This window comes from Candidatus Zixiibacteriota bacterium, assembly GCA_040752595.1.
In the GTDB taxonomy this organism is placed as follows: domain Bacteria; phylum Zixibacteria; class MSB-5A5; order WJJR01; family WJJR01; genus JACQFV01.
In genome coordinates this window covers 22,681-45,616 of the sequence record JBFMGX010000006.1, presented here as the reverse complement: position 1 = coordinate 45,616, position 22,936 = coordinate 22,681, and the positions used below count along the sequence as shown (strand labels likewise).

23 protein-coding genes and 1 tRNA gene are annotated in these 22,936 nt (G+C 62.8%); all 24 read left to right on the top strand.

Going from position 1 to position 22,936, the window contains the following annotated elements; translation table 11 throughout:
- Positions 1-46 precede the first annotated feature (46 nt).
- The 24 genes from AB1792_03290 (at position 47) to rnhC (ending at position 22,924) form a co-directional block, all read left to right on the top strand.
- Positions 47-445, top strand: coding sequence for a flagellar protein FlaG (locus AB1792_03290; protein ID MEW5701234.1), 399 nt, complete (start codon positions 47-49; stop codon positions 443-445).
- Between the two features lie 115 nt (positions 446-560).
- Positions 561-2,894, top strand: coding sequence for a flagellar filament capping protein FliD (gene fliD, locus AB1792_03285; GenBank protein ID MEW5701233.1), 2,334 nt, complete (start codon positions 561-563; stop codon positions 2,892-2,894).
- Positions 2,895-2,910: 16 nt separating this feature from the next.
- Entirely contained in the window at positions 2,911-3,348 is a 438-nt protein-coding gene (fliS, locus tag AB1792_03280; GenBank protein ID MEW5701232.1) for a flagellar export chaperone FliS, read from the top strand.
- 9 nt (positions 3,349-3,357) lie between these two features.
- Positions 3,358-3,819 carry a hypothetical protein gene (locus AB1792_03275; GenBank protein ID MEW5701231.1) on the top strand — a complete coding sequence of 154 codons (462 nt, stop codon included), beginning with the start codon at positions 3,358-3,360 and terminating at the stop codon, positions 3,817-3,819.
- A gap of 134 nt (positions 3,820-3,953) precedes the next feature.
- Positions 3,954-4,304, top strand: coding sequence for a hypothetical protein (locus AB1792_03270; GenBank protein MEW5701230.1), 351 nt, complete (start codon positions 3,954-3,956; stop codon positions 4,302-4,304).
- 144 nt (positions 4,305-4,448) lie between these two features.
- Positions 4,449-5,336, top strand: coding sequence for an HDOD domain-containing protein (locus AB1792_03265; GenBank protein MEW5701229.1), 888 nt, complete (start codon positions 4,449-4,451; stop codon positions 5,334-5,336).
- A gap of 86 nt (positions 5,337-5,422) precedes the next feature.
- Positions 5,423-5,496 (top strand) — tRNA-Val (locus AB1792_03260).
- 97 nt (positions 5,497-5,593) lie between these two features.
- On the top strand, positions 5,594-7,561 hold the full coding sequence (thrS, locus tag AB1792_03255; protein MEW5701228.1) for a threonine--tRNA ligase: 1,968 nt from the start codon (positions 5,594-5,596) through the stop codon (positions 7,559-7,561).
- 27 nt (positions 7,562-7,588) lie between these two features.
- Complete coding sequence (infC, locus tag AB1792_03250; protein ID MEW5701227.1) at positions 7,589-8,263, top strand: translation initiation factor IF-3; 675 nt, start codon at positions 7,589-7,591, stop codon at positions 8,261-8,263.
- An 82-nt stretch (positions 8,264-8,345) separates the two neighbouring features.
- Positions 8,346-8,543 (top strand): 50S ribosomal protein L35, encoded by a 198-nt coding sequence (rpmI, locus tag AB1792_03245; protein MEW5701226.1) that lies wholly within the window; start codon positions 8,346-8,348, stop codon positions 8,541-8,543.
- 34 nt (positions 8,544-8,577) lie between these two features.
- Positions 8,578-8,931, top strand: coding sequence for a 50S ribosomal protein L20 (gene rplT / locus AB1792_03240; GenBank protein MEW5701225.1), 354 nt, complete (start codon positions 8,578-8,580; stop codon positions 8,929-8,931).
- A 129-nt stretch (positions 8,932-9,060) separates the two neighbouring features.
- Positions 9,061-10,065 (top strand): phenylalanine--tRNA ligase subunit alpha, encoded by a 1,005-nt coding sequence (pheS, locus tag AB1792_03235; GenBank protein MEW5701224.1) that lies wholly within the window; start codon positions 9,061-9,063, stop codon positions 10,063-10,065.
- Between the two features lie 238 nt (positions 10,066-10,303).
- Positions 10,304-12,694 carry a phenylalanine--tRNA ligase subunit beta gene (gene pheT / locus AB1792_03230; protein ID MEW5701223.1) on the top strand — a complete coding sequence of 797 codons (2,391 nt, stop codon included), beginning with the start codon at positions 10,304-10,306 and terminating at the stop codon, positions 12,692-12,694.
- Between the two features lie 236 nt (positions 12,695-12,930).
- Complete coding sequence (locus AB1792_03225; GenBank protein ID MEW5701222.1) at positions 12,931-13,182, top strand: hypothetical protein; 252 nt, start codon at positions 12,931-12,933, stop codon at positions 13,180-13,182.
- Between the two features lie 140 nt (positions 13,183-13,322).
- Complete coding sequence (locus tag AB1792_03220; GenBank protein ID MEW5701221.1) at positions 13,323-13,673, top strand: cell division protein ZapA; 351 nt, start codon at positions 13,323-13,325, stop codon at positions 13,671-13,673.
- Between the two features lie 81 nt (positions 13,674-13,754).
- Positions 13,755-15,317, top strand: coding sequence for a ribonuclease Y (rny, locus tag AB1792_03215; GenBank protein ID MEW5701220.1), 1,563 nt, complete (start codon positions 13,755-13,757; stop codon positions 15,315-15,317).
- A gap of 256 nt (positions 15,318-15,573) precedes the next feature.
- The gene (locus AB1792_03210; protein MEW5701219.1) at positions 15,574-16,443 is read left to right on the top strand and encodes a TIGR00282 family metallophosphoesterase; all 870 of its coding nucleotides are present in this window, start codon (positions 15,574-15,576) and stop codon (positions 16,441-16,443) included.
- A gap of 6 nt (positions 16,444-16,449) precedes the next feature.
- Positions 16,450-17,394, top strand: a complete 945-nt coding sequence (locus tag AB1792_03205; protein ID MEW5701218.1) for a bifunctional 5,10-methylenetetrahydrofolate dehydrogenase/5,10-methenyltetrahydrofolate cyclohydrolase — start codon at positions 16,450-16,452, stop codon at positions 17,392-17,394.
- A 30-nt stretch (positions 17,395-17,424) separates the two neighbouring features.
- Entirely contained in the window at positions 17,425-18,696 is a 1,272-nt protein-coding gene (gene xseA, locus AB1792_03200) for an exodeoxyribonuclease VII large subunit (protein ID MEW5701217.1), read from the top strand.
- Between the two features lie 65 nt (positions 18,697-18,761).
- Positions 18,762-19,007, top strand: a complete 246-nt coding sequence (xseB, locus tag AB1792_03195; protein ID MEW5701216.1) for an exodeoxyribonuclease VII small subunit — start codon at positions 18,762-18,764, stop codon at positions 19,005-19,007.
- A 1-nt stretch (position 19,008) separates the two neighbouring features.
- Complete coding sequence (locus AB1792_03190) at positions 19,009-19,902, top strand: polyprenyl synthetase family protein (GenBank protein ID MEW5701215.1); 894 nt, start codon at positions 19,009-19,011, stop codon at positions 19,900-19,902.
- A gap of 95 nt (positions 19,903-19,997) precedes the next feature.
- Positions 19,998-20,858 (top strand): NAD(+)/NADH kinase, encoded by an 861-nt coding sequence (locus AB1792_03185; protein MEW5701214.1) that lies wholly within the window; start codon positions 19,998-20,000, stop codon positions 20,856-20,858.
- Positions 20,859-21,494: 636 nt separating this feature from the next.
- A complete protein-coding gene (locus tag AB1792_03180) occupies positions 21,495-22,190 on the top strand; it encodes a hypothetical protein (protein ID MEW5701213.1) in 696 nt (231 codons plus the stop codon).
- 2 nt (positions 22,191-22,192) lie between these two features.
- Positions 22,193-22,924 carry a ribonuclease HIII gene (rnhC, locus tag AB1792_03175; GenBank protein ID MEW5701212.1) on the top strand — a complete coding sequence of 244 codons (732 nt, stop codon included), beginning with the start codon at positions 22,193-22,195 and terminating at the stop codon, positions 22,922-22,924.
- The last annotated feature ends 12 nt before the right edge of the window (positions 22,925-22,936 follow it).

Below are 22,936 nucleotides of genomic sequence, written 5' to 3'. Positions count from 1 at the left end.
CCCCGCCGAACCCAGCGGGGGGTGACAGAGCGGGAGGCAGCGACCGATGAACTATGATCTCTTCATACCGCCGGCGATTATAGAGCGGGGGTCCACCTCGGGAACGGTCTCAGGCCGGGGCGCGGGAAGGCGCGCAGTCGACATTGCCGCCAGTCGCGGCACCGGCGTCGAAGACCTGCCCGGGTTCAGCCCGCCCGGACGCTCGGCATCGGATCGGCCGTCGGCCGCGGAGGTTGAGAGCACTGTTGCCGCCGCCAATGATGTCCTGGAACAGGCCAACGTCGGCCTGCGCTATCGCATCGATGAAAGGACTGAAGATCTGGTCGTCTCGGTGGTCGACCGCGACACCGGCGAGGTGTTGCGGCAGGTACCGCCGGACCAGATTCTCCGGATGCGGCAGCGGATGCAGGAGCTCATGGGGATCCTGTTCGATGTAACCGCCTGACGTCCGTACCGTCCATACAGTGCGGGCGCGACATTCACGCACGGGAGGGTGACCCGGGGCTGTCCCGGGTCACTCGCCCCGTGAAATGATCAAGTCGGATATCGCTGGAGCGGATATGCCCGGTTCTCAGTCGATTCAAGGGTTGGCCTCGAATCTCGACACCAACGCCATCGTGCAGGCGATCATGGCGGCGGAGCACAGGGTCGTCGACCGGCTCACCGAGCGCCAGACCGAAGCCACCAATCGGATGGCGACCTATAATTCGATCTCCGCGCTGATGGTGGCGCTGCGGAGCGCGCTGGCGCCGCTGTTGCGGACATCGACCTTCGAGGCAGCCACTCTGTCCGTTTCCGACCAGGACGCGATCTCGGCGACAACATCGGGTCAGGTCGCCGCCGGCACGTACTTCCTGTCGGTCGATGCTCTGGCGACGAATCATCAGATCGCTTCACAGGGATTTGATGACCCGGCCACGGCAATACTCGGCAACGGCACTCTCCAGATCCGGGTCGGCTCCGGCAGCACCCAAACCATCACGATCGACAGCACGAACAACAGTCTGACCGGCCTGAAGAACGCCATCAACGCCGCGCGGGTTGGTGTCACTGCCAGTATCATAAACGACGGTTCCTCCTCGCAGAGCTATCGTCTGATGCTGACCGCCAACGAGACCGGTGCCGAGAACACGATCACGGTGACCACCAATCTGAGCGGCGGATTGGCGCCGGATTTTGCGTCGTCGACATTCGACGCGGTCGAGCGACTGCCGGGCATGGCGGGCACGGCCCTCGTGTCCGTGGGACCAACAGCCTCCTATTCCGGCGCGGCCAACAAGACGTACACGTTCACGGTGGCAGGGAGCGGCACACAGACCATCGGGGATGCCCCGATCACCGTGAACTGGACCGACGGCACCAACTCCGGCTCGTTTGAGGTGGCCGCCGCCGACAGCGAAGTGGCTCTGACTGGAACAGGCAGCGATGGGTTGAAACTGACGTTCGGCGGCGGGACGCTGACCGCCGGCGATCAGTTTCGGGTTCAGACGTTCGCGCCGCTGTTGCAGAAGGCCGCCGACGCCCAGGTGCGCTTCGGCTCCGGATCGGATGGCGCCTCGCCGATCGTCGTCGCCTCGGCGTCCAATCAGATCAAGGATCTGATTGCCGGGCTGACGATCAATCTGAAGAACGTGACGAGCACGCCCGTAACGATCACAGCCGCCGTCGACCAAACCGCCATCGAGGGCAAGATTAACGACTTCTTGGCCAAGTACAACGAAGTGATGAGGACGATCGACAAGCAGTTCTCCTACAACAGCGAGACGCAGGAAGCCGGGCTGCTGATCGGCGATCAGTTTCTCATGGCTGTCCAGAGCCAGTTGCGCGGGCCCTTGGCATCGACTGTGGCAGGGCTGCCCAAGGGGATGAACACCCTGCGGGCGTTGGGCATCCGCACCGGCGCCGACGGACTGCTGTCCCTGGCGTCCCCCTCGACTCTCAGCGACAAACTCGCCACCGATCTGTCCGGGGTCATGAATCTGTTTACCGACTCCGGCACATCCACGAATGCTCTGATTTCATTCCTGTCGGCAGGGACGAAGTCGGTCGAGAGCCAGAACGGCTACGACGTCGAGATCACGCAGGCCGCCACGCGCGGTCAGTTGCGCGGTCTCGACATCACCGATCCGGCAACGACGCCACTGGAGCTGACCAGCGACAACAATTCCTTCCGTTTGGTCGTGGACGGGATTCGGTCCGACCCGCTCACGCTCAGTCTCGGGACATTCAATTCGGGCTCCGCACTTGCCGCCGAGATTCAGGACAAGATCAACCACGATGACGCCATCGGCAGTCGCGGCGTCACCGTCAGTTGGGTCGATCTCGGCGATACCGGGTATTTGCAGTTCACGTCCGGAGGATATGGATCGGCGTCACGCCTTTCGGTCGAGGCGGGCGACGCCGGCAGCGCCGTCAGCGTCCTCGGATTCAGCGGCGGGGGCGCTTTCACCGCTGGGGCCGACGTGGCCGGGACCATCAATGGCGAGGCGGCGACCGGGAGCGGGCAGATCCTGACCGGCAATGCGGGCAACGCGACCACGGCCGGGCTTCGTCTTGAGGTGCGACTGACGCCGTCTCAGGTCACCGGCGGCACCAGCGCGGTCATCACATTTGTGCGCGGTTTCGCGTCCCGGATCGACCGCATCGCCGACTCGTTGTCGCGCGCAAGCGACGGGTCGATCAGCCGGTACACCCAGGGGATCCAGAATCAGATCGACGATCTGAAGGCGCAGATCACCAGCCAGGAGGAGCGGCTGGCGATCCGCCAGGAGAAGCTCTACGAGCGATTCACCGCCTTGGAGCAGGCGCTCAGTCAGTTCCAAACACAGGGAGATTTCCTCTCGCAGCAACTGGCGCAGATCAGCGCCAACACCAATGCAATCCTGAAGCGATAGGAGCGGGACAGGCAACATGACAAAACACTCGCTGGACGAGTACCGCCAGACGCAGTTGTTGGGAATGTCGCAGGCGGAGTTGTTGGTCATGCTCTTCCAAGGGGCGATTCGCTTCCTGCACGAGGCGATTGCCTTGATCGAAACCGGCCGCTACGATCAGAGCTGGCGGAAGTTCGACCGCGCCCGCAGAATCGTCGTCCATCTGTGCGGCACGCTCAATCGCGACGCCGGCGATTTGGCCGACAAGCTCGCTGCCCTCTACGCCTTTGTGATCGAGCAGATCACGATCGCCAACGCGCGCCGCGACGTGCAGGCGGCACAGAACTGTATCGACATCCTGCGCACTCTCAAAGAAGGGTGGGAGGGGATCGCCGTCCAGACCGCGGCCCCGGTCCCCGCCGACACGACACCCGCCACGCCGGTGGCGACGGGGACACTCTATTGCCAGGCATGAGAGGCCGCCATGACGTCTGAGTCCAGCGTATCGGTCATCCGCGATCCGTTCCAGTTGGCGGAGGTCCTCGAATCCGAGCTCGGCTTCTATCGCTCGCTGTACGTGCTCTTTGATCGCCAACGCGACCGTCTTGTGAACGGGGATGGGCACGACATCGCCGCCGACTTTGCCGAGGTCGAGGACCTCAAGCGGGAAATCGAGGCCCGGGAGCATCGGATCGCCGAGCTGCGCTCGGTCGTGCCGGGCCAGTTGGAAGAGTGGACACGAACACCGGAGGTGACCAGCGTCGCCGGCAAGATCATGGACATAATCGGTCGCTGCCGGGCTCTGGTCGCCGATTGCGAAAGACTCGCCCAGGAACGTCTGACGTCGTACCGGCGCGAGTTGGACGCCATGGGTCAGGGACGCCGTTTGTTCAGCGGCATGGCCCATGGCGATTCGTCACCCCGATTTCTTGATGCCAGGCCCTGATGACGGGCTTCCCGGCGCTTCAGATCTCCCATCTCGTCCATCTTGTCCCGTACGGCGGATGGCTTCTCCGGGGCCATAATGTCCGACGAACGACCTGCCGATATGGACAATAGGGGGAACGGACGATTGTGGCGATGATCAGCGGGAGCGCCGCGCCGATAGACCCTTTCGAGAGGGTCAAACCGGGGGACAGCACGTCTCCCCCACGGGTGCGCCGGGATCGCGCCAAGGCCCCTGCGGAGACGAAGAATTCACTATCCAAGGACAGTGTGGAATTGGGCGCCGACGACCTACATAGCCAGGATGGGCTGCGCGACACGGCCGCCAAGCTCATGGCCAGCGGTGACATCAACATCTCCGCGGATGGCGCGGTCCGCCCCGATCGGATCACCGCGGCGCGCCGCAATGTCGACCGCGGCACCTACAGCCGCCGGGATGTCATCGCCGGGATCGTCGACCGCCTGCTGGAGCATTGGCAAATTTGAACGTACTCTTGTCGCAAGAACGCCATTGGGCAAGGACCGGCTGCGTCGACGCGGTTGGACGGCGACCGGGCGCGGCCGTGGCATAGTTGGTCCGCAATCCGATGCTGTGGGTTATGATCGCCGCCGCGATCATGGGAGGGTAGAGTGACAACTGCTGTCAGCGATCCGGCACTGATCCGACGCCTGCATCAGGCCCAATCACTGCCAACGCCTCCTCTGGTGCTGTCGCAACTGAATCGCGTGCTGAACGATCCGGCCGCCTCGGCGTATGACATCGCGGCCGTCGTGGCCGAAGATCCCGGTTTGGCGACCATGGTGCTGCGCATCGCCAACTCCGCCTATTATGGGCTGCCGAAACCGACGGCCTCTGTCCGGCAAGCGATCGTGATCTTGGGCATGGCGGTCGTCCGCACGCTGGTTCTGTCGGCCTCCATGGCCGAAGTTTTCGCCCGCTGCCAGGATGAACCCGAAATGCAGGATCAGTTCTGGCGGCATTCCCTGGCGACGGCTTCGGCGGCTCGTGTTCTCTGTGGCACTCACGCCGACGGCTGGGCCGTGACGCAGAGCGAAGAGGCGTTCACCGCCGGATTGCTGCACGATATCGGCAAGATGATTCTGATCTGCCACATGCCGGAAGAGCGTCGCCGCATACGGACTCATCCCGATTACGGGCACCTCACCGATCGGCAGGTGGAAGCGGCCGTGCTGGGCTGGGATCATGCCGCCATTGGCGCGCTTTTGGCCGAACGATGGCGCCTGCCGTGGGTCCTGGCCTCCGCCATCGCACATCATCACGACCTGGCCGTCGACGGCGCGGAGGAAACGCGGTTGGCGCATGCCATCCATGTGGCGGACTACTTGGCGCATCGGCTGGGAGACAGCGACCACCGCCCGTCCCCGGCTCCCGATCTGGATTGGCATGTCGCCTCTGCCTTCGGCATCGACCGCGTCAACATCGATGAGTTCGTGGAGAGGGCACGCTTGGAGTATGGGCGGGCCGGCACGTTTCTGCAGTTGGTGCGCGGCCATTGATCCGAGCCGCGCCGACGGACGCACACAGCGCGTCCAAAATGCTTGCGCCCCGATGTCCCGCCCCGTATCATATCCTTGTGATAAGGGGGCGATTAGCTCAGATGGTTAGAGTGCTTGCTTGACATGCAAGAGGTCACTGGTTCGATTCCAGTATCGCCCATGATTGTGTATGCCCATCCCCGGATTGAGCCCATTCCCGCAATGATCGTCGCTACTCTATGGTCAGCCGCCCTCCGGGCGGCCCGGTGTTGTTCCACATGACAGCGCCCGCAGGCAACAGTTCCGTCCGGCTGGTGTTTCCGGATGGGTCGTCGCGTGACTTTGCCCGCGGCGTAACCGGGGCAGAAGTCGCGGCCGCGATCGGGCGGCGTTTGGCCCAAGATGCCCTGGCCATCAAGGTGGACGGTCGGGTGCAGGATCTGTCCGCTCCGATCCTGATCGATGCCCCGATCGAGGTTCTGACTTTCGCTTCTCCAGAGGGACGTCAGGTATTTTGGCACTCGTCGGCGCATGTCATGGCGCAGGCCGTCACCGAGATCGTCCCTGGCACGAAACTGGCCATCGGCCCGGCGATCGACGAGGGTTTCTATTACGATTTCGATCCGCCGCGGCCGTTCACTCCGGATGATCTCGAGCGCTTCGAGGCGCGCATGGCACAGATCGTGGCCGAAGATGCGCCTTTTGCACGCCGCGAGTGCGATCCGGCGACGGCCCGACAACTCTACAAGGAGCGCGGCGAATCCTATAAGTTGGAGATCCTCGACAAGGTCGAATCCACCGAGGAACCGGTCAGTTTCTATTCCAGTTCGCGCTTCGAAGACCTCTGCCGGGGACCGCATGTCCCATCCACGGGACGGATCAAGGCGTTCAAACTCTTGTCGATTGCCGGGGCGTATTGGCGTGACGCCGAGGGGAACCCGCAACTGCAGCGCATCTATGGTGTCGCCTACCCCGACAAGAAACAACTGGATGACTATCTGCATCGTCGAGAAGAGGCCGAGCGCCGCGATCACCGCCGGTTGGGCAGACAACTGAAGCTCTTCTCGATCCAGGAGGACTCTGGCGCCGGCTTGGTTCTCTGGCACCCGAAGGGGGCATTCATACGCCGCAAGATCGAGGAATTCTGGTATCGCCGTCACCAGGAGTCCGGCTACGAGTTGGTCTACTCGCCCCACATCGCCCGGCTGCGACTGTGGGAGGTCTCCGGGCACACCGGCTTCTACGCGGAGAACATGTTCCCGCCCTTTGCGGTGGAGAACAACCCACACCAACTGAAGCCGATGAACTGCCCCTTCCATATTCTGGTGTACCGCTCCGAAGTGCGGTCATACCGGGACCTGCCGTTGCGTTGGGCCGAGCTCGGGACGGTCTATCGCTTCGAGCGTGGCGGCGTTTTGCAGGGGCTGTTCCGTGTGCGCGGCTTCACGCAGGACGACGCGCATCTGTTCTGCCGACGCGACCAGGTGGAAGAGGAAATCTGCCAGACCTTCGATTTCTGCCTGTCGATCTATGCCGCGCTCGGCTTCACCGATGTCGCCGTGTTCCTGTCCACGCGCCCGGAGAAGGCGATCGGCGACCCCGCTGACTGGACGATGGCCGAGGATGCCCTCCGGCGCGCCTTGGAGTCCCGGGGCCACACCTACACCGTCGATGAAGGCGGCGGGGCGTTCTATGGTCCCAAGATCGACCTGCACCTGAAGGACGCCATCGGCCGACTGCACCAGTGTGGGACGATACAGTTCGATTTCAATCTCCCGGAACGGTTCGATCTGCAGTACGCCGGAGCCGACGGGCAGGTTCATCGCCCGGTGATGATTCACCGTGCCTTGCTGGGTTCCTTGGAACGCTTTTTCGGCATACTCATCGAGCATTATGCCGGCGCGTTCCCGGTCTGGCTGGCGCCGGAGCAGGTGCATGTACTGGCCGTGACCGATCGCGTGGCAGATTATGCCGCCGCCCTGGCGGAGGAGTTGCAGTCGGCCGGGTTACGGGCGCGCGCCGATGTGCGCTCCGAGAAGATCGGCTCGAAGATCCGCGAGGCAGAGACACAGAAGATCCCGTATATGTTGGTTGTGGGGGAACGGGAGGCGCAGGCGCATACGGTCTCCGTGCGCGCTCATGGTGGGAAGGACATGGGGACACAGGAGGTGTCCGCGTTCATCGCCATGGTGCGTGACCAGGACCATCCCGCCGTTGCTCCCACGTCGCAATCTGGAAACCCTTGATGCCGGGTGAGAAGACCCGGGGAGGTTGTGCCCATCGCTATACCACGTCAGCATACACTTCGCACGAATCGCCGCATTCGTTTTCCCCAAGTTCGCGTCATCGGCGCCGACAGCAGCCAGTTGGGGATTATGGCCACCCGCGACGCCCTCAAACTGGCCGAAGAGCAGGGTCTCGATCTGGTGGAGATTTCCCCCGAGGCCCGGCCGCCGGTGTGCCGCATCCTCGACTACGGCAAGCACCTCTACGATGAGGCCAAGAATGCCCGTAAGGCCAAGAAGCGTCAGCACAGCTCGATGCTGAAGGAGATGCGGTTCCGTCCCAAAATCGACGAGCACGACATCAACTTCAAGACCGAGCGGCTGCGCGAGTTTCTTCTGGATGGTCACAAGGTGCGCGCCTATGTCGAGTTCCGTGGCCGCGAAATGACCCACACGGAATTCGGCTACCGTATCCTGGAGCGGATCAAGGCGCAATTGGCCGATGTCGGCCAGTCCGAGACCAGTGTGCGGATGGAAGGGCGGCATATGTCGCTCATCATCAATCCGAAGCGCGGCACGGGAAAAACCAAGACCGAAACGCCTCCACCTCCACGACAGGAGGTCGCGACGTCGATTGCCGCAGCCGCAACGCCTGCCGCCGAAGCGCTCATGGCTCATGGGACACAAACGCCGTCCGGCGGTGAATCGGACACGACCGGATAGTTTTTTTTCGTGTTGACCAGACAGGCCGGGGGTCTATATTAGGTGTTTCGGTCCGATATGGCCGAGACAGGAGCATGGTACAATGCCCAAGATGAAGACCAATCGCTCGGCGGCCAAGAGGTTCAAACGGACCAAATCCGGTCTGTTCAAGCGCTCCAAGGCGTACCGGAGACACCTGTCGGCATCCAAGACCACAAAACGTCAGCGCCGCCTGCGCAAGTCAACCTATGTGTCCGATGCCGACAGCGTGCGCGTCAATGGGATGCTTCCCAATGGCTGAGCCGGTTTCCGGGTACGAATCAAAGGGATAGAACGTGTCGAGAGCAACCAACAACGTCGCGGCGCACCGCCGTCGCAAACGGTATCTCGACGCCGCCAAAGGCAACTTCGGCGGACGTCGCAAGCTCTACCGCACCGCACGGGAGACGGTCCAGAAGGGTTGGACCTATCAGTACCGCGACCGGCGCAACATCAAGCGCACGATGCGGGCCCTGTGGATCGTCCGCATCAACGCCGCCGCCCGGGCGCTGGGGCTGACCTATGGCCGGCTGATCGATGGCCTGAACAAGTCGGGGATTCGCCTCGATCGCAAGGTCCTGGCCCACATGGCAGCCACCGATCCGGAGGCCTTTGCCGCGGTGGCGCGGACCGCCACCGGGACGACCTGAGTGTGACATTTGCCAGGCGGACCGGCGACGGCCCGCGACCTTTCTCTTGACCCCGTTTGACGGGGTTTTGTTTTTTCGCCCGATTCCGATCTTCTCTATGAGGTCGACACCATGACGCCCCTCGAAGAGATCACAGCCCAACTCAGGCGAATCGAGGAATCGGCCCGTCAGGAGACCGTCGCCGGAAGCGATCTGGCGTCCGTGCGTGCCCGCTATCTGGGGCGCAATAGCCCGCTCAATGCCATTCTGCGCGGCCTGAAGGATCTTCCGGAGGAGCAGCGCCGACGCGTCGGCAGTCTGGCCAACGAAACCCGCGACCGTCTCGCTGCGATTTTCGACGCCGGGAATGCAGGCGCCGCAAGGGCTGTCACATTCGCGGCGCATCGGCCCTATGACCATACCCTTCCCGGCCGTCCCCGTCCGCGCGGCCACCGCCATCTGATCACCAAGACGATGGACGAGGTGGTGTCGATCTTCTACGGCATGGGCTTCGAGGTCGCCGAGGGTCCGGAGATCGAGACCGACTATTACAACTTCGCGGCGCTCAATTTCCCGCCCGACCATCCCGCCCGCGACATGCAGGACACGTTCTTTCTCAATGACGAGTTCCTGTTGCGGACACACACCTCACCGGTGCAGGTGCGGGTCTTTGAAAACCGCCGCCCGCCGGTACGTATACTGGCGCCGGGACGCGTCTATCGCCACGAGGCTGTCAACGCGCGCTCGTACTGCGTCTTTCACCAGGTTGAAGGATTCTTCGTCGACACCGATGTCTCCTTTGCCGACCTGAAAGGGGTCATCGTCGCTTTTGTTCAGGAATTCTTCGGGAGTGCGGCCCAGTTGCGGTTTCGTCCCAGCTTCTTCCCGTTTACGGAGCCGTCGACCGAAGTCGACGTCAGTTGCATGCTGTGCGGGGGACAGGGATGCTCCCTATGCAAGCATGCGGGATGGCTCGAAATCCTGGGGGCGGGTATGATCGATCCGGCCGTTTTCGCGGCGGTCGACTATGATCCCAGGGTCTTTTCGGGATACGCGTTTGGAATGGGGATTGAACGGATCGCGCTGTTGAAGCACGGCATCGATGACATCCGGTTGTTCTATGAGAACGATCTGCGTTTCCTGCGGCAGTTTTGATGCGGCGCCGTCGCGTTCAAAGTCCGTGGCGAGACGGGGAGTGATAACCTCTCCCTCCGGCTTGCCCCGAGCGGAGTCGAGGGGGAGAGGTCGATCCGCCGGAGGCAGATCGGGTGAGGGCGAACGAAAGTAGACTGTAGGTCAGGTGCCCTGCGCACCTGACACAGACCGCAGGAACACAGGGCTCCTGCGCTACGAACGAAGCCCAATTGGAGACTATTGATCAAAGGTCCCAAGCATGCAAGTCGGAACACGCTGGCTATCGGACTACATCACGATCCCGTGGGACGTTGCGGAATTGGCCGAACGGCTCACCGCCATCGGCACCGCCGTGGAACGGATGGAGCCGGTCTTCGCGCGCTTCACCGGAGTCGTCGCCGCGCGCATCGTGGCCGTCGATAAACTGCCCGGCCGTCCCGACCTCCACGTGCTGACAGTGGAGGATGGCACCGGACGGCGCAAGGTCGTCTCCGGGGCGCCGAATTCCCAGCTTGGTCTGATTGTCCCCCTGGCACGACCCGGCGCCATGCTGCCCCCGTTCCCGGACGCTCCTGTCGGTGTCATCACATTTGCCGGTGTCGATTCCGAAGGTGCGTGCTGCTCCGAGCGCGATCTGGGTCTTTCTGATGATCACAGCGGGCTGATGGATCTCGACCCCGAGAAGTTCAAGATCGGTTGCGATCTCTGGGATGCCATGGAATTGGAAGAGGTCGCCCTCTCCTTTGAGTTGACCCCGAATCGGCCCGATTGCCTCTCGGTTCTTGGCTTGGCGCGCGAGATCGCCGCCCTGGTCGGCAGTCGGATTCGACGCCCCGAGTTCCACCTGGTCGAGACGGCGGAGGCGGCATCTTCGCATTTGTCCGTTCGGATCGAGGACACCGACGGGTGCACCCGCTACGCCGGACGGCTGGTCCGTAACGGGCAGATTCGCCCGTCGCCGTTCTGGATGCGACGCCGCCTGCGCTCCGCCGGGATTCGTTCGATCAACAACGCCGTCGACATCACCAATTTCGTGATGCTGGAGACGGGACAGCCATTGCACGCGTTCGACTGGGCCAACTTCAAGTCCGGTGAAGTTGTCGTGCTGTCGACGCGCGGGAACGAGGGCTTCATTACCCTCGATGAAGCGGAACGTATTCTCCCTGCGAACACCGTGATGATCACCGATGGCGGCCGATTCGTCGCCATCGGCGGCGTGATGGGCGGCCGCGATTCCGAAGTCGCGGACACCACCACCAGTTTCCTGATCGAGAGCGCACACTTCAATCCGACCCGGATCCGTCGAACCCGTAAACGGCTCGATCTGGCCACAGAGTCGGCGCAACGCTTCGAGCGCGGCGTTGATCCCAACGGTGTCCCGTATGCACTTGACCGCGCGGCCGACTTGTTCGTCAAGCTGACAGGCGGTGAACTCCTCGCCGGAGCGGTGGATTGTTACCCAAACCCGGTGAACCCGGTCAAACTGGAACTTGATGCGGAGTCGGTTAACCGATTCTTGGGCACAGGGATGTCCACGCCGACCATGATCGACATGTTGTCCGGCATCGAGTTTGGAGTCGTACCCGGGAAACCCGCTGTCGTCACGGTCCCGACATTCCGGCCGGATGTAACGCGTGAGGTCGATCTCACCGAGGAGATCGCCCGGCTCTATGGCTATGAGAGAATTCCGATCGACCGCCGGGCCGCGGGTGCACTCCCGGTGCATCGCGCCCCGCAATGGATGATCGAACAGCGTCTGCGCGATCTGGCCGAGGGCGTCGGCCTCACGGAGATCATCTGTAATTCCCTGATCGATCCCGCACAAGTGCTGTCCGATTCCCAGGCACCTGTCGCCCTTCGGAACCCTTTGTCCAGCGACATGTCGGTGCTGCGCCCTGATCTGTATGGTTCCCTCCTGGCAGTTGTCGCACACAATCTCAACCGACGGATTGACTCGTTGGCGGTCTATGAGATCGGGACTGTGTTCTCACAGGAAGCACCGGATGGCGCCTTCCGCGAGAAACGCCAATTGCTGGTCGCCCTGTGCGGCCGTCGTCCCAGTGCAGGGTGGGGAGAATCGGCCGGCGACTATGATTTCTTCGATCTCAAAGGGGCCGTCTGGGAGATCTTGACTGCACTCGGACTGAGTGTAGCACTGGCGCCTGCCGACCGGCGTCCCTTTGGTCGGGGGCAGGGGTTCGTCATCAGCGCGGACGGCAAGCCCTTGGGCGAGGTGGGACAGATCGATCCGGAGCTCTGCCGACGCAGGGATATCAAGCGGCCGGTCTGGGCGGGTGTGCTCGAACTGGAGCCGATGGCCGCCATGGTCAGCGAATCGGCCGTTCCGCAGTACGTGCCGCTGCCGCGTTTCCCCGCCGCCTACCGCGATCTGGCGATCATCGTCAGGGACAGCGTCGCCGTCGGCGATCTTCTGACCACGATCCGCCAGGCGGGGGGTCCGGTTCTTGAATCCGCCGAGTTGTTCGATCTGTACACCGGGCCGCCTATCGCAGCGGGCGAAAAGAGTGTCGCCTTCGCGCTCACCTACCGACATCCGGAGCGGACACTGACCGATCACGAGGCCGACGTCGCGCACACGACCATCATAGCCGCACTGGCGACGGCCTTCGGAGCCCGTCTCCGTGAGTGACCAGAGGAAAGAGGGCGTGTAACCTCTCCCACCGGGAGAGGTCGCTCCGTCCGGAGGACGGAGCAGGTGAGGGAATCTCTTCGTGCGTGCTCCATCTGATCCGAATCGGGCATGCGTGCCGCGCCGCGCGAAACCGCTTGACAGACTTAAAGTGGAAGATTAAGCTGGGATCGGAGATTTCCGCGGGCCGCAACCGAAGCTTGATCCGGGTTTGGTCCGCCCCAAGTCGGACAGCAATGGACACAGCCGAACTCGATCGCCTGGAGCAATCGATTCGTCGGGCCATGGAGCGGATTGGCTCCCTGGAGGCGAGCAACCAGCGGCTCTCCGAAGAGAAGACGCGCTTGGAGCGGCGGTTGAAGGACCGTGCCGTGCCGACCCCGCGCACCGATCCACCGCCGACGCTCTCGCCCGACCGACTCGCCGAGGTCAAAGTCCGCCTGCAGCGACTCATCGAGTCCGTGCGCGAATGCGAACGCCGGTTGTGATCGTCCTTTGGCGGCAAAATCGATCTTGACTTTCCCCCGCACGCGGGGGATTTTTTTCTCCGGAGGAGCAGTACTGAACATAAATCGCGGTGCGGGAATCAGATCGGATCTTCTGACAGATGACAGGGTTGAGATAGTTTGTGGACACGCCGCCCAAAACGGTGAAGGTGAGCATATTCGGCGAGGAGTATCCCCTTCGCAGTGCGGGGGATACGGACATGGAGTACATGTCGCGGGTGGCCGATTATGTGGATCGATCGATGCGCAAGATCGCCGATCGATCACCCAACTTATCCACCGCCAAGGTGGCCATTCTGGCGGCGTTGAACATCACTGACGAGTTGTTTTCCGAACGGCGTGACGCCGAGCGGAAGCTCTCCGTGTTTCAGGATCGGGCGCAGAGCATGGCCCAGTGGCTTGATGAGCGCCTGACAGTGGGCATTTCAACCCCTTCCGATTCTCCATCCTCCGTTTCCCCAGCCGCCAACTGATCGACGGGACCATCGCCTGCCATTGACCCGCCTGACGGCGTGGCATGGTACGATTGGCGATTGAGTCCCAGGGAGGGCAGTATGCCGATACAGTGGGTCGTCGTCGCGGTGGCCGCCGCGGCGATTCTGTTCGCCTTCCTCGGGTGGTTGGCGGCGCGTCGGCTTGGCTCCGACAAGATCGCCCGGGCGGAGGAAGTCGCCGCCCAGCTTGTCCGCGATGCCGAAAAGGAAGCGGAGATCAAGAAGAAGGAAGCCCTGCTCGAGGCCAAGGATGAATGGTACAAGCAGAAGGTCAATTTCGAGCGCGAACTGCAGATCAAGCGCACCGAATTCCAGAAAATCGAGAAACGCCAGACCGAGCGCGAGGAGGCGCTCAACCGCAAGGTCGACGTCCTGCAGACCAAGGAACGCGACCTGCAAAACCGCGAAAAGGCACTTTCCGTGAAGGAGAAGGCGCTCCGCGGTCGCGAGGGGGAGTTGGAGCACCTGATCGCCGACCAGAACAAACAACTCGAACGCATTGCCGGGATGACGACGGAAGAAGCCAAGCAGCTTCTGATGGACAATCTCCAAGCGCAGGTGCGGCGCGAGGCGGCGACCATGGCCAAGGAAATCATCGAAGAGGCCGAACGCAACGCCGACAAGGAAGCGCGCGAGATCATCACCAAGGCGATCTACCGCTGCGCCGCCGATCATGCCGTGGAGACGACCGTTTCGGTCGTCAATCTCCCCTCGGATGAGATGAAGGGACGCATCATCGGCCGTGAGGGGCGCAATATCCGCTCCTTCGAGACTGCCACCGGCGTCGATGTCGTCGTCGACGATACCCCGGAAGCGGTAATCCTCTCCGCCTTCGATCCGGTGCGACGCGAAATCGCCCGTCTGGCTCTGGAACGGTTGATCTCCGACGGTCGCATTCACCCGGCGCGCATCGAGGAGGTGGTCGCCAAGACCGAGAAGGAAATCGAAGTCAAAATCCGCGAGGCCGGCGAGCAGGCCTGCTTTGATGTCGGCATTCACGACCTGCACCGTGACATCGTCTGGCTGTTGGGCAAGCTGCATTACCGCACATCGTACGGCCAGAATGTCCTGGCGCACATCGTTGAGGTGGCGACCCTGTGCGGCCTGATGGCGGCGGAGCTGGGGCTCGACCCAATGATCGCCAAACGCGGCGGGCTGCTGCACGACATCGGCAAGGCGATCGACCGTGAGACCGAGGGAACTCATGTCGAGATCGGCGTCAACTTCCTGAAGCGCTACAACGAGAATCCGATCGTCATCAACGCCGTCGCCGCGCACCATGGCGATGTCCCCGCCGAGTCGCCGTACCCGATCCTGGTGATGGCTGCCGATGCGGTCTCCGGCGCCCGCCCCGGGGCGCGCCGTGAACCGCTCGAAGGGTACATCAAGCGTCTGGAAAAACTCGAAGAGCTGGCCGACTCGTTCGCCGGCGTCGCCAAGTCATACGCCATCCAGGCCGGCCGCGAGGTGCGCGTGATCGTCGAGAATGACGCCGTCGACGATGTCGGCTCGCAACTGCTGGCCAGCGACATCGCCAAGAAGATCCAAAACGAAATGCAATACCCCGGCCAGATCAAGGTGACCGTGATCCGCGAGACCCGCGCGGTCGAGTATGCGAAGTGATGGGACGCATTCGTAGGTCAGGAGCCCTGTGCTCCTGACGCGATGACATGCCAATGATCGACGAATAGCACAGAAGGAGTCAGATCCCCTCTCCCCTCCGGGGAGAGGGTTAGGGTGAGGGGTTTGGGCATTGGCACCACGGAAATGTGTGGCCGCGATCTCTGATCGCGGTCCCGCGAAGCGGGACAATGGGCACAAGACGCAACGACACCGCGATCGAAGATCGCGGGCACGCACCTTGTAGACAGAACGACGCATGAAACTCCTCTTCATCGCCGATATCACGGGACGGCCCGGACGCTGGGTCGTGTCGCAGTTGCTGTGGGGGTTCAAGCGCAAGTATGAGATCGACTTCGTCGTCGCCAACGTCGAGAACGCCGCGGGCGGATATGGCATCACGGCGGAAATGTCCGAGAAGTTGTTCACCTACGGCATCGATGTGCAGACGTCGGGCAATCACATCTGGGACCGTCCCGATGCCGCCCAGTTGCTCAATGCCGAGGCGCGATTGTTACGCCCCGCCAACTACCCGCCGGGTGTCCCCGGCCATGGGTCGATCGTCGTGCCGACCGCATCGGGTGTTCCGGTCGCCGTCCTCAACCTCCAGGGTCGCGTCTACATGAAGGAGATCGACTGCCCCTTCCAGATCGCCGACCGCGAGGTGGCGCGACTGCGCGAGCAGACGCCGATCATCTTCGTCGATTTCCATGCCGAGGCGACGTCGGAGAAGCAGGCCCTCGCCTACTATCTCGATGGTCGGGTCTCGGCGGTGATCGGCACGCACACGCATGTACAGACCGCGGATGAACGTATCCTGCCCGAGGGCACGGCATATCTCACCGATGCCGGAATGACCGGACCGCACGATTCGGTCCTCTGGGTCCGACCGCAGGACGCGATCAAGCGCTTTCTCACCGGCCTGCCGCACAAGTTCCAGATGGCCGACGGCGACATCAAGATGTGCGGCGTCGTCGTGGACATCGACGAATCCTCGGGACGGGCGCGCTCCATCGAGCGCTTCCGTCTCGACTATGATGGCAAGCAATCGGTGCGCGAGTACTTCGGCCTGCCGCCACGCGAGGTCACAGAAGTCGACCCGTGCCCGGTCCCGCCGAATGATGTCTGACATATTATGCCCGCCCGCATCATCGATGGTAAGGCGATTGCCGCACAAGTGAGAGCGGCATTGTCGCCGCGCATTGCGGCGTTGAAACGGCACGGTGTCCATCCCCGCCTGGCCGCTGTCCTCGTTGGCGACAATCCCGCTTCAGTTTCTTATGTCGGCACCAAGAAGAAAACCGCCGAGGAGATCGGTATCGCCTCGGAGATCATCCACCGTCCGGCGTCGACCTCCCAGGCCGAGTTGGCGGCACTGGTCGATGAACTGAACGCGCGGGCTGAACTGCACGGCTATATCATCCAATCGCCGCTTCCCGCCGGACTGGATGAAGCCGCGCTGGTGGCGCAGATCGATCCGGCCAAAGACGTCGACGGATTTCACCCGTTCAACGTCGGGGCTCTGACGCTGGGTCATGGCAAGATGCTCCCGTGCACACCCGCGGGGATTGTGGAATTACTGGTCCACGCCCAAGTCCGCATCCCCGGCGCCGAAGTCGTCGTGCTCGGGCGCGGCAACATCGTGGGTCGTCCATTGTCAATTCTGTTATCATTGAAATCGGCGCGCGGTGATGCCACGGTCACGCTCTGTCACAGTCGCACACGCGATCTGGCTGCGCACACAAAACGCGCTGACATTCTCATTCTGGCCATGGGGCAGGCCGAGATGATCACCGGCGACATGGTCAAACCGGGCGCGACCGTGATCGATGTCGGCTCCAACCGCATCGCCGATCCCGCCGCACCGAAGGGATACCGTTGGGTCGGTGATGCGCATTTCCCATCGGTATCCGAAGTGGCTGGAGCGATCACGCCGGTCCCCGGCGGCGTCGGCCCGATGACCGTGGCCATGCTGCTGCAAAACACCGTCACCGCCGCCGAGGACTGGCTCGTGCGACGCGGAACAACAACAGATTCCTCGCTTCCATCAACTTCGTTCGGGACAAGTCGCTCGGAATGACATCGCGGCACCGAGTGTGGGACAATCTCGATGGTTTCGCACGGCTCAGGCAATCTGCCCGTCATCACCCACCCGGACAAGATCTACCGGATTGGCGAGATCACCCAGATCATCAAAGGGGTCCTTGAGGAGACCATCGGGCCGATCTGGGTCGAAGGGGAAATCTCGAACTACAAGCTGCATACTTCCGGCCATCGCTATTTCTCTCTGAAAGACGAGGCGGCGGCACTGCGCTGCGTGATGTGGCGCGGCATGGGCCAACGGCTGGGGTTCGAACCGACCGATGGCCTGCGCGTGCGCGCCTTCGGGCAGTTGACTGTCTATCCGCCTCAGGGGACCTACCAATTGGTCGCCTCCCAGATTATCACCGTCGGAATCGGACCGCTGGAGATCGCCTTTCAGAAACTGAAGGAGAAACTGCTGCGCGAAGGACTCTTCGAGCCGGAGCGCAAGCGCCCGCTCCCGGTTTTCCCAAGTACCGTGGGAGTGGTCACATCGCCCACCGGGGCCGCATTCGTCGACATCACGCGCACGATCGGCGAGCGTCACCCGGGGATGCGGATCGTTCTCTGTCCCGCGCGCGTCCAGGGGGAAGGAGCCAGAGAGGAGATTGTTCGCGCCATTGAGCGGCTCAATGCCCGTGACGATGTCGAAGTTCTGATCGTCGGTCGAGGCGGCGGCTCGCTGGAGGATCTGTGGCCGTTCAACGAGGAAACGGTCGCCCGCGCCATCGCCGCATCGCGCCTGCCGGTGATCTCGGCCGTGGGACATGAAGTCGACTACACGATCGCCGACATGGTGGCCGACATGCGTGCCGCCACGCCGACCGCGGCCGCACAGATCGTCACGGAAGGCTGGGTTCGTGCGCAGAGGGACCTCCCGAATCTGGCGCACGGTCTTCTGCGCGCGGTGAATGCCATCGTCGGATCGCGGCGCCAGCACTGGGAACGGCTGCGCCTGTCACATGCGATGCGGCGCCCCGCCGATCTTCTGCAGCAATGGTCCCAGCGCCTGGACGACACACACGACCGCTTGCAGCGCGCCATCGACCTCCGACTTCAGCAGGGACGGGAACGTCTCAGTGCTGTCGGCAGTCGATTGGATGCACTGTCCCCCGAAGGGGTCCTGCGACGCGGGTATTCCATTACACGTCGGCGGGGCGACAATGTCCCGTTGCGCGACGCCTCGGCGGTGAGTTCCGGACAGCTTCTGGAGACACGCCTGAGCGTGGGGACCATAACTTCAAAGGTGACATCGACCCATGTCCCACCGGCGGCCCAAACCGAGGACAAGGGGCTTTAGCCCCTTGAGACCGCGAAAGTGAAAGGTGTTGCCAAGCGGCCGAAGGACCGATAGTATCCTCTCACATGGCCACCACGAACCAAGGACCGAACGTCACTTCTGCGCCGCAGAAGTTCGAGGATGCCTTTGCGCGCCTGCAAGAGATCGTCGAGACGCTGGAGTCCGGCGACGTTCCTCTGGAGGAGGCGTTGACCCTTTATACCGAGGGGATCGCCTTGGTCCGTGTCTGCGGCGAGAAGCTGACCGCGGCCCAGCAGCGCATCGAGCAGTTGAATGCCGAGAGCGCGGTGACCCCGGCTGAAGGAGAATGATGTGTCGCTGGCGCAGGCGCGACCGGTCATGAATTCTCTGCGCGACTTCTGGGAACGCGAACGGCGGCGCATCGAAGCCGAGCTCGAACGCTGGCTCCCGGAATCGGCGGCGGTACAGTCCCGTCTGTGGGCAGCGATGCGCTATGCCGCCTTGGGCGAGGGCAAACGCCTGCGTCCTGTCTTGGCCGTGGCCGGCTTCCAATCGCTGCGCGGACAGGGGGAGGCGATCTATCCCGTGGCGGCGTCCTTGGAGATGCTGCATACCTACTCGCTGGTCCACGATGACCTCCCATGCATGGACGACGATGACACGCGTCGCGGCCGTGCCACCGTCCATGTGGCCTTTGACGAGGCCACAGCCCTGTTGGCCGGTGATGCCCTGCAGGCTACGGCATTCGAGCTCTTGGCGCACTTCGCCACGCCGGAGATCACCGCCCTGATCGCCCGTGCCATCGGCGCCGATGGCATGGCCGGCGGACAGATGGCCGACCTCGATGCCGAGGGCGAGGTCCCAACCGAGAAACTGGTCGTCGACATCCACCGACGCAAGACGGGAGCGCTCATTGCCGCTGCCATTGTCGCCGGTGGCATGATGGCCGGTGCCGATGAGCCGACCCAGCGGCAATTGGACGGCTATGGCCGCCCCTTGGGTCTGGCGTTTCAGATCATCGATGATCTTCTGGAACTGACGCAGAGTGCCGAGGCGCTCGGGAAACCGACCGGCTCGGACCTGAAGCATCAGAAGGTCACGTATCCGGCCGCGGTGGGGAATGATACCGCCTGCCGCCATGCCGCAAGATTGGTTGCCGAAGCGAAGACGGCCCTCACATCGTATCCCGGCGATCCGGCGATTCTGCTGGCGTTGGCCGATTTCGTGATCGAACGCGACCGTTAACCGATTGTTATCTGTAGGGGCGAGGCGCTGCCTCGCCCTTTACCCCCCGAGGGGGGTGGGCGACCCAACCGGTCGCCCCTACGAGGATACGGACCATGAAACGCCTGGGCATCATCGTCAACGTTCAGCGTCCCGACGCCGAGGAAACGGTGTCGACGATCGAGCGGTGGGCCAAGGCCGCTGATTGGCCCATCGTGGCGCAACACCGGATCGACATGGTCCGCACGCCCGACTTTGCGTCGGCGCCGAAGGACCTCTTCGCGAATCGCATCGACTTGCTTCTGGCGCTCGGCGGTGACGGGACGATTCTGACCTCGGCGCGAACCGTCGCTGAATCCGGCATCCCGGTCCTGGGTATTCACCTCGGATCGCTCGGCTTCCTCACGGTGGTCTATCCCACCGACGTCATCGGGGCGCTCGATCGGATTCGTGCCGGCGATTTCTTTATTGAACGGAGGATGATGCTCGAAGTTTCCGAGTCCGGCGGCGGTGAGCGTTGGTCAGGGCTCAACGACGTCGTCCTCGACAAGGGTGGGATCGCCCGGATCGTCACGCTGCGGGTTCACCTCAATGGCGAATTCCTCAGCGAGATCGCCGGCGACGGACTCATCGTCGCCACCCCAACCGGTTCGACCGCATACGCCCTCTCCGTCGGGGGACCGATCATGATGCCGACCATGCAGGGATTCGTCATGGCGCCGATCTCCCCACATACACTGGCCCAACGGCCGATGGTCTTCGCGGCGGCCGACCGGCTTCAGGTCACCGTCAGGTCCGTGGCTGGCCCGGCGATGCTGACCGTGGATGGCCAGTTGGCACGCCACTTGGGCGAAGGTGTCACGGTGGAAATCGGAAAGTCCCCGCATGACGCGCTTCTGGTCGACTTTGCCGATCGTTCCTTCCTGAGGGTCTTGCGCGAGAAGCTGCACTGGGGCATCGGCCCCGGCGAGCGCTGAATTCCAGTTCGCAGCGTCATGCTGCAACGCCTTGCACCTCCCCGATCTACCCCAACGAAACGGTCGCGGGCGCCGTATTGTAGTATGTTGTACGGCAGAAGGTTATGATCGTGTCGTCAACTGCCGCTTGAGGCCGCGGGCGGTATGAGAATTGCGGTGCGTTCTCTGGAGCCATATGGAGTGGCGGAAACGGCCCAGTGACCATCACCAAGGATTATGGACCACGGCATCACCCAAGACATGCAAGGGAACTTGGATCGTCGGGTCCACGTTGCGAGCAACGGGTCCGGACAGGAAAGACCGAAGAGGGGCGATTCACGATCATGTGATACCATGTAGAGTCCGACACTGACGTACCAACCATGCGGCCGGGGATGATGACCTGCGCTCGCTACTGACCCTCCCGAGCGTAGCCGATCCCAACTTCATCATGCCCCGGCCCTCTTTTTGCACCCCGGTCTCACGACCGACATCGGCTCACTGACCGAGCGCCACGGCCTTCGTTTCAGTTCAACTTGGATTTCCGTACCCCGCCCCTTATCGTCATGGTCGGCGGGTGTAAAACAAGGGGGAGGGCAGTCCCCTCCGCCCCGTCGGCGGAATTCGCTCCACGAACATGGTGGAAAGGAGGAGCAGATGAAACGACTCACGACGAGCCTTCTGTGGTTGGCGGCAGTCATGGCGGTGACTGCGGCACTGGCAGCCAACAAGCAGGAGACCGGTCAGGTCGATGGCAATCGGTACAGGGATCGGCGCTATGGCTTCTCCTTTCAGAAATACGACAACTGGAAGTACGGCAAGATCGCCCAAGAAGACCTCAACAAGCCGCTTCGCATCCGTTTTAAGCTCACGCAGAGCAACTACTATGTGCCCGCCGACCGTCGTGCGAATCTGGAGTCCTTCACTCCTCCCAGTCTCGGACTATGGGTCGACACGTCGAGCTTGCCCGTCGATTCCATCATGGCGGCCATCACCGACTCGCGCAGCAAGCTGAAATGGCGCAAGGACCTGGCAACAGCAGTGCCGATCATCAGCAAGGGGAGCATTCAGGACGCCAGCCGGATTCAGATCAATGGCGAGAGCGGCGTCCGTCAGGCGTTCCGACTGGAATACGAGGCGCAGACGTATGATCGCTCCCGCGACCGGTACTCGGTGATCAACGACGCGCTCATCGGCGAGTTGTTCGTCGTCAAGCACGGCGGCCAGATGTACGTCTTCTACATGCTCTGCGAGCGCGTCGTATACCCGCAGGTCACCGATGAAATCAAGAACATGATCCTCTCGATGGATTTCAATCCGCCGGCCGATTCATCGGGGGGATCGGGCAACTGACCATGCGTCCCGTCCGCGCCACGGCCACTCGCAACGGCACCTCGGACCAGGCCGATTCGGAGGGCACGTCCGCAATCCCGGTGGCGCAGCGACGTGCCGGGACAGACGAGTCGGGGAAAGGGGACTACTTCGGACCCCTGGTCATCGCCGCGGTGGCGGCGGATTTTGTCGCGGCGGCGCGATTGTCCGATTGGGGCGTGACCGACTCAAAGAAGCTCTCTGATGGACGAGCGCAAGCGCTCGCGCGGCAGATCGTACAGGCGAAGATTCCGCACACCATCGTCGCCATCGGCCCCGAGAAATACAACGAACTCCACGGTCGCATGAAGAATCTGAACCGTCTGCTGGCGTGGGGACACGCACGCGCCATCGAAAACCTGCTGGAGATAACGCCGGTTGAGCTGGTCATTGCCGATCAGTTCGGGGATGCCGCACTGATCGAAAAGGCCCTCTTTGCCAAGGGCCGGAGCGTCCGTCTTGTCCAGATGCCGCAGGGGGAGCGCGACGTCGTTGTGGCCGCCGCCTCCGTGATGGCCCGCGCCGACTTCCTTCGCCGGCTGAAGGCGCTGTCCCAGGCGACGGGAGTGGACCTCCCCAAGGGAGCCGGGCCACCGGTCGACGACGCGGCGGCCCGGATCATTGCTCGCTTCGGAGTGGAGAAGCTCACCGGCCTGGCCAAATGCCATTTCAAGAACACCGCCAAGGCGCAATCCCTCGCCGCCGGCCGACGCTGACGCGACTTCTGA

Bases quoted from the DNA above. Each gene is read 5' to 3' on its own strand.
- AB1792_03290 (MEW5701234.1), top strand. From the start codon at position 47: ATGAACTATGATCTCTTCATACCGCCGGCGATTATAGAGCGGGGGTCC.
- fliD (MEW5701233.1), top strand. From the start codon at position 561: ATGCCCGGTTCTCAGTCGATTCAAGGGTTGGCCTCGAATCTCGACACC.
- fliS (MEW5701232.1), top strand. From the start codon at position 2,911: ATGACAAAACACTCGCTGGACGAGTACCGCCAGACGCAGTTGTTGGGA.
- AB1792_03275 (MEW5701231.1), top strand. From the start codon at position 3,358: ATGACGTCTGAGTCCAGCGTATCGGTCATCCGCGATCCGTTCCAGTTG.
- AB1792_03270 (MEW5701230.1), top strand. From the start codon at position 3,954: ATGATCAGCGGGAGCGCCGCGCCGATAGACCCTTTCGAGAGGGTCAAA.
- thrS (MEW5701228.1), top strand. From the start codon at position 5,594: ATGACAGCGCCCGCAGGCAACAGTTCCGTCCGGCTGGTGTTTCCGGAT.
- rpmI (MEW5701226.1), top strand. From the start codon at position 8,346: ATGCCCAAGATGAAGACCAATCGCTCGGCGGCCAAGAGGTTCAAACGG.
- pheT (MEW5701223.1), top strand. From the start codon at position 10,304: ATGCAAGTCGGAACACGCTGGCTATCGGACTACATCACGATCCCGTGG.
- AB1792_03225 (MEW5701222.1), top strand. From the start codon at position 12,931: ATGGACACAGCCGAACTCGATCGCCTGGAGCAATCGATTCGTCGGGCC.
- rny (MEW5701220.1), top strand. From the start codon at position 13,755: ATGCCGATACAGTGGGTCGTCGTCGCGGTGGCCGCCGCGGCGATTCTG.
- AB1792_03210 (MEW5701219.1), top strand. From the start codon at position 15,574: ATGAAACTCCTCTTCATCGCCGATATCACGGGACGGCCCGGACGCTGG.
- AB1792_03205 (MEW5701218.1), top strand. From the start codon at position 16,450: ATGCCCGCCCGCATCATCGATGGTAAGGCGATTGCCGCACAAGTGAGA.
- xseA (MEW5701217.1), top strand. From the start codon at position 17,425: ATGGTTTCGCACGGCTCAGGCAATCTGCCCGTCATCACCCACCCGGAC.
- xseB (MEW5701216.1), top strand. From the start codon at position 18,762: ATGGCCACCACGAACCAAGGACCGAACGTCACTTCTGCGCCGCAGAAG.
- AB1792_03185 (MEW5701214.1), top strand. From the start codon at position 19,998: ATGAAACGCCTGGGCATCATCGTCAACGTTCAGCGTCCCGACGCCGAG.
- AB1792_03180 (MEW5701213.1), top strand. From the start codon at position 21,495: ATGAAACGACTCACGACGAGCCTTCTGTGGTTGGCGGCAGTCATGGCG.
- rnhC (MEW5701212.1), top strand. From the start codon at position 22,193: ATGCGTCCCGTCCGCGCCACGGCCACTCGCAACGGCACCTCGGACCAG.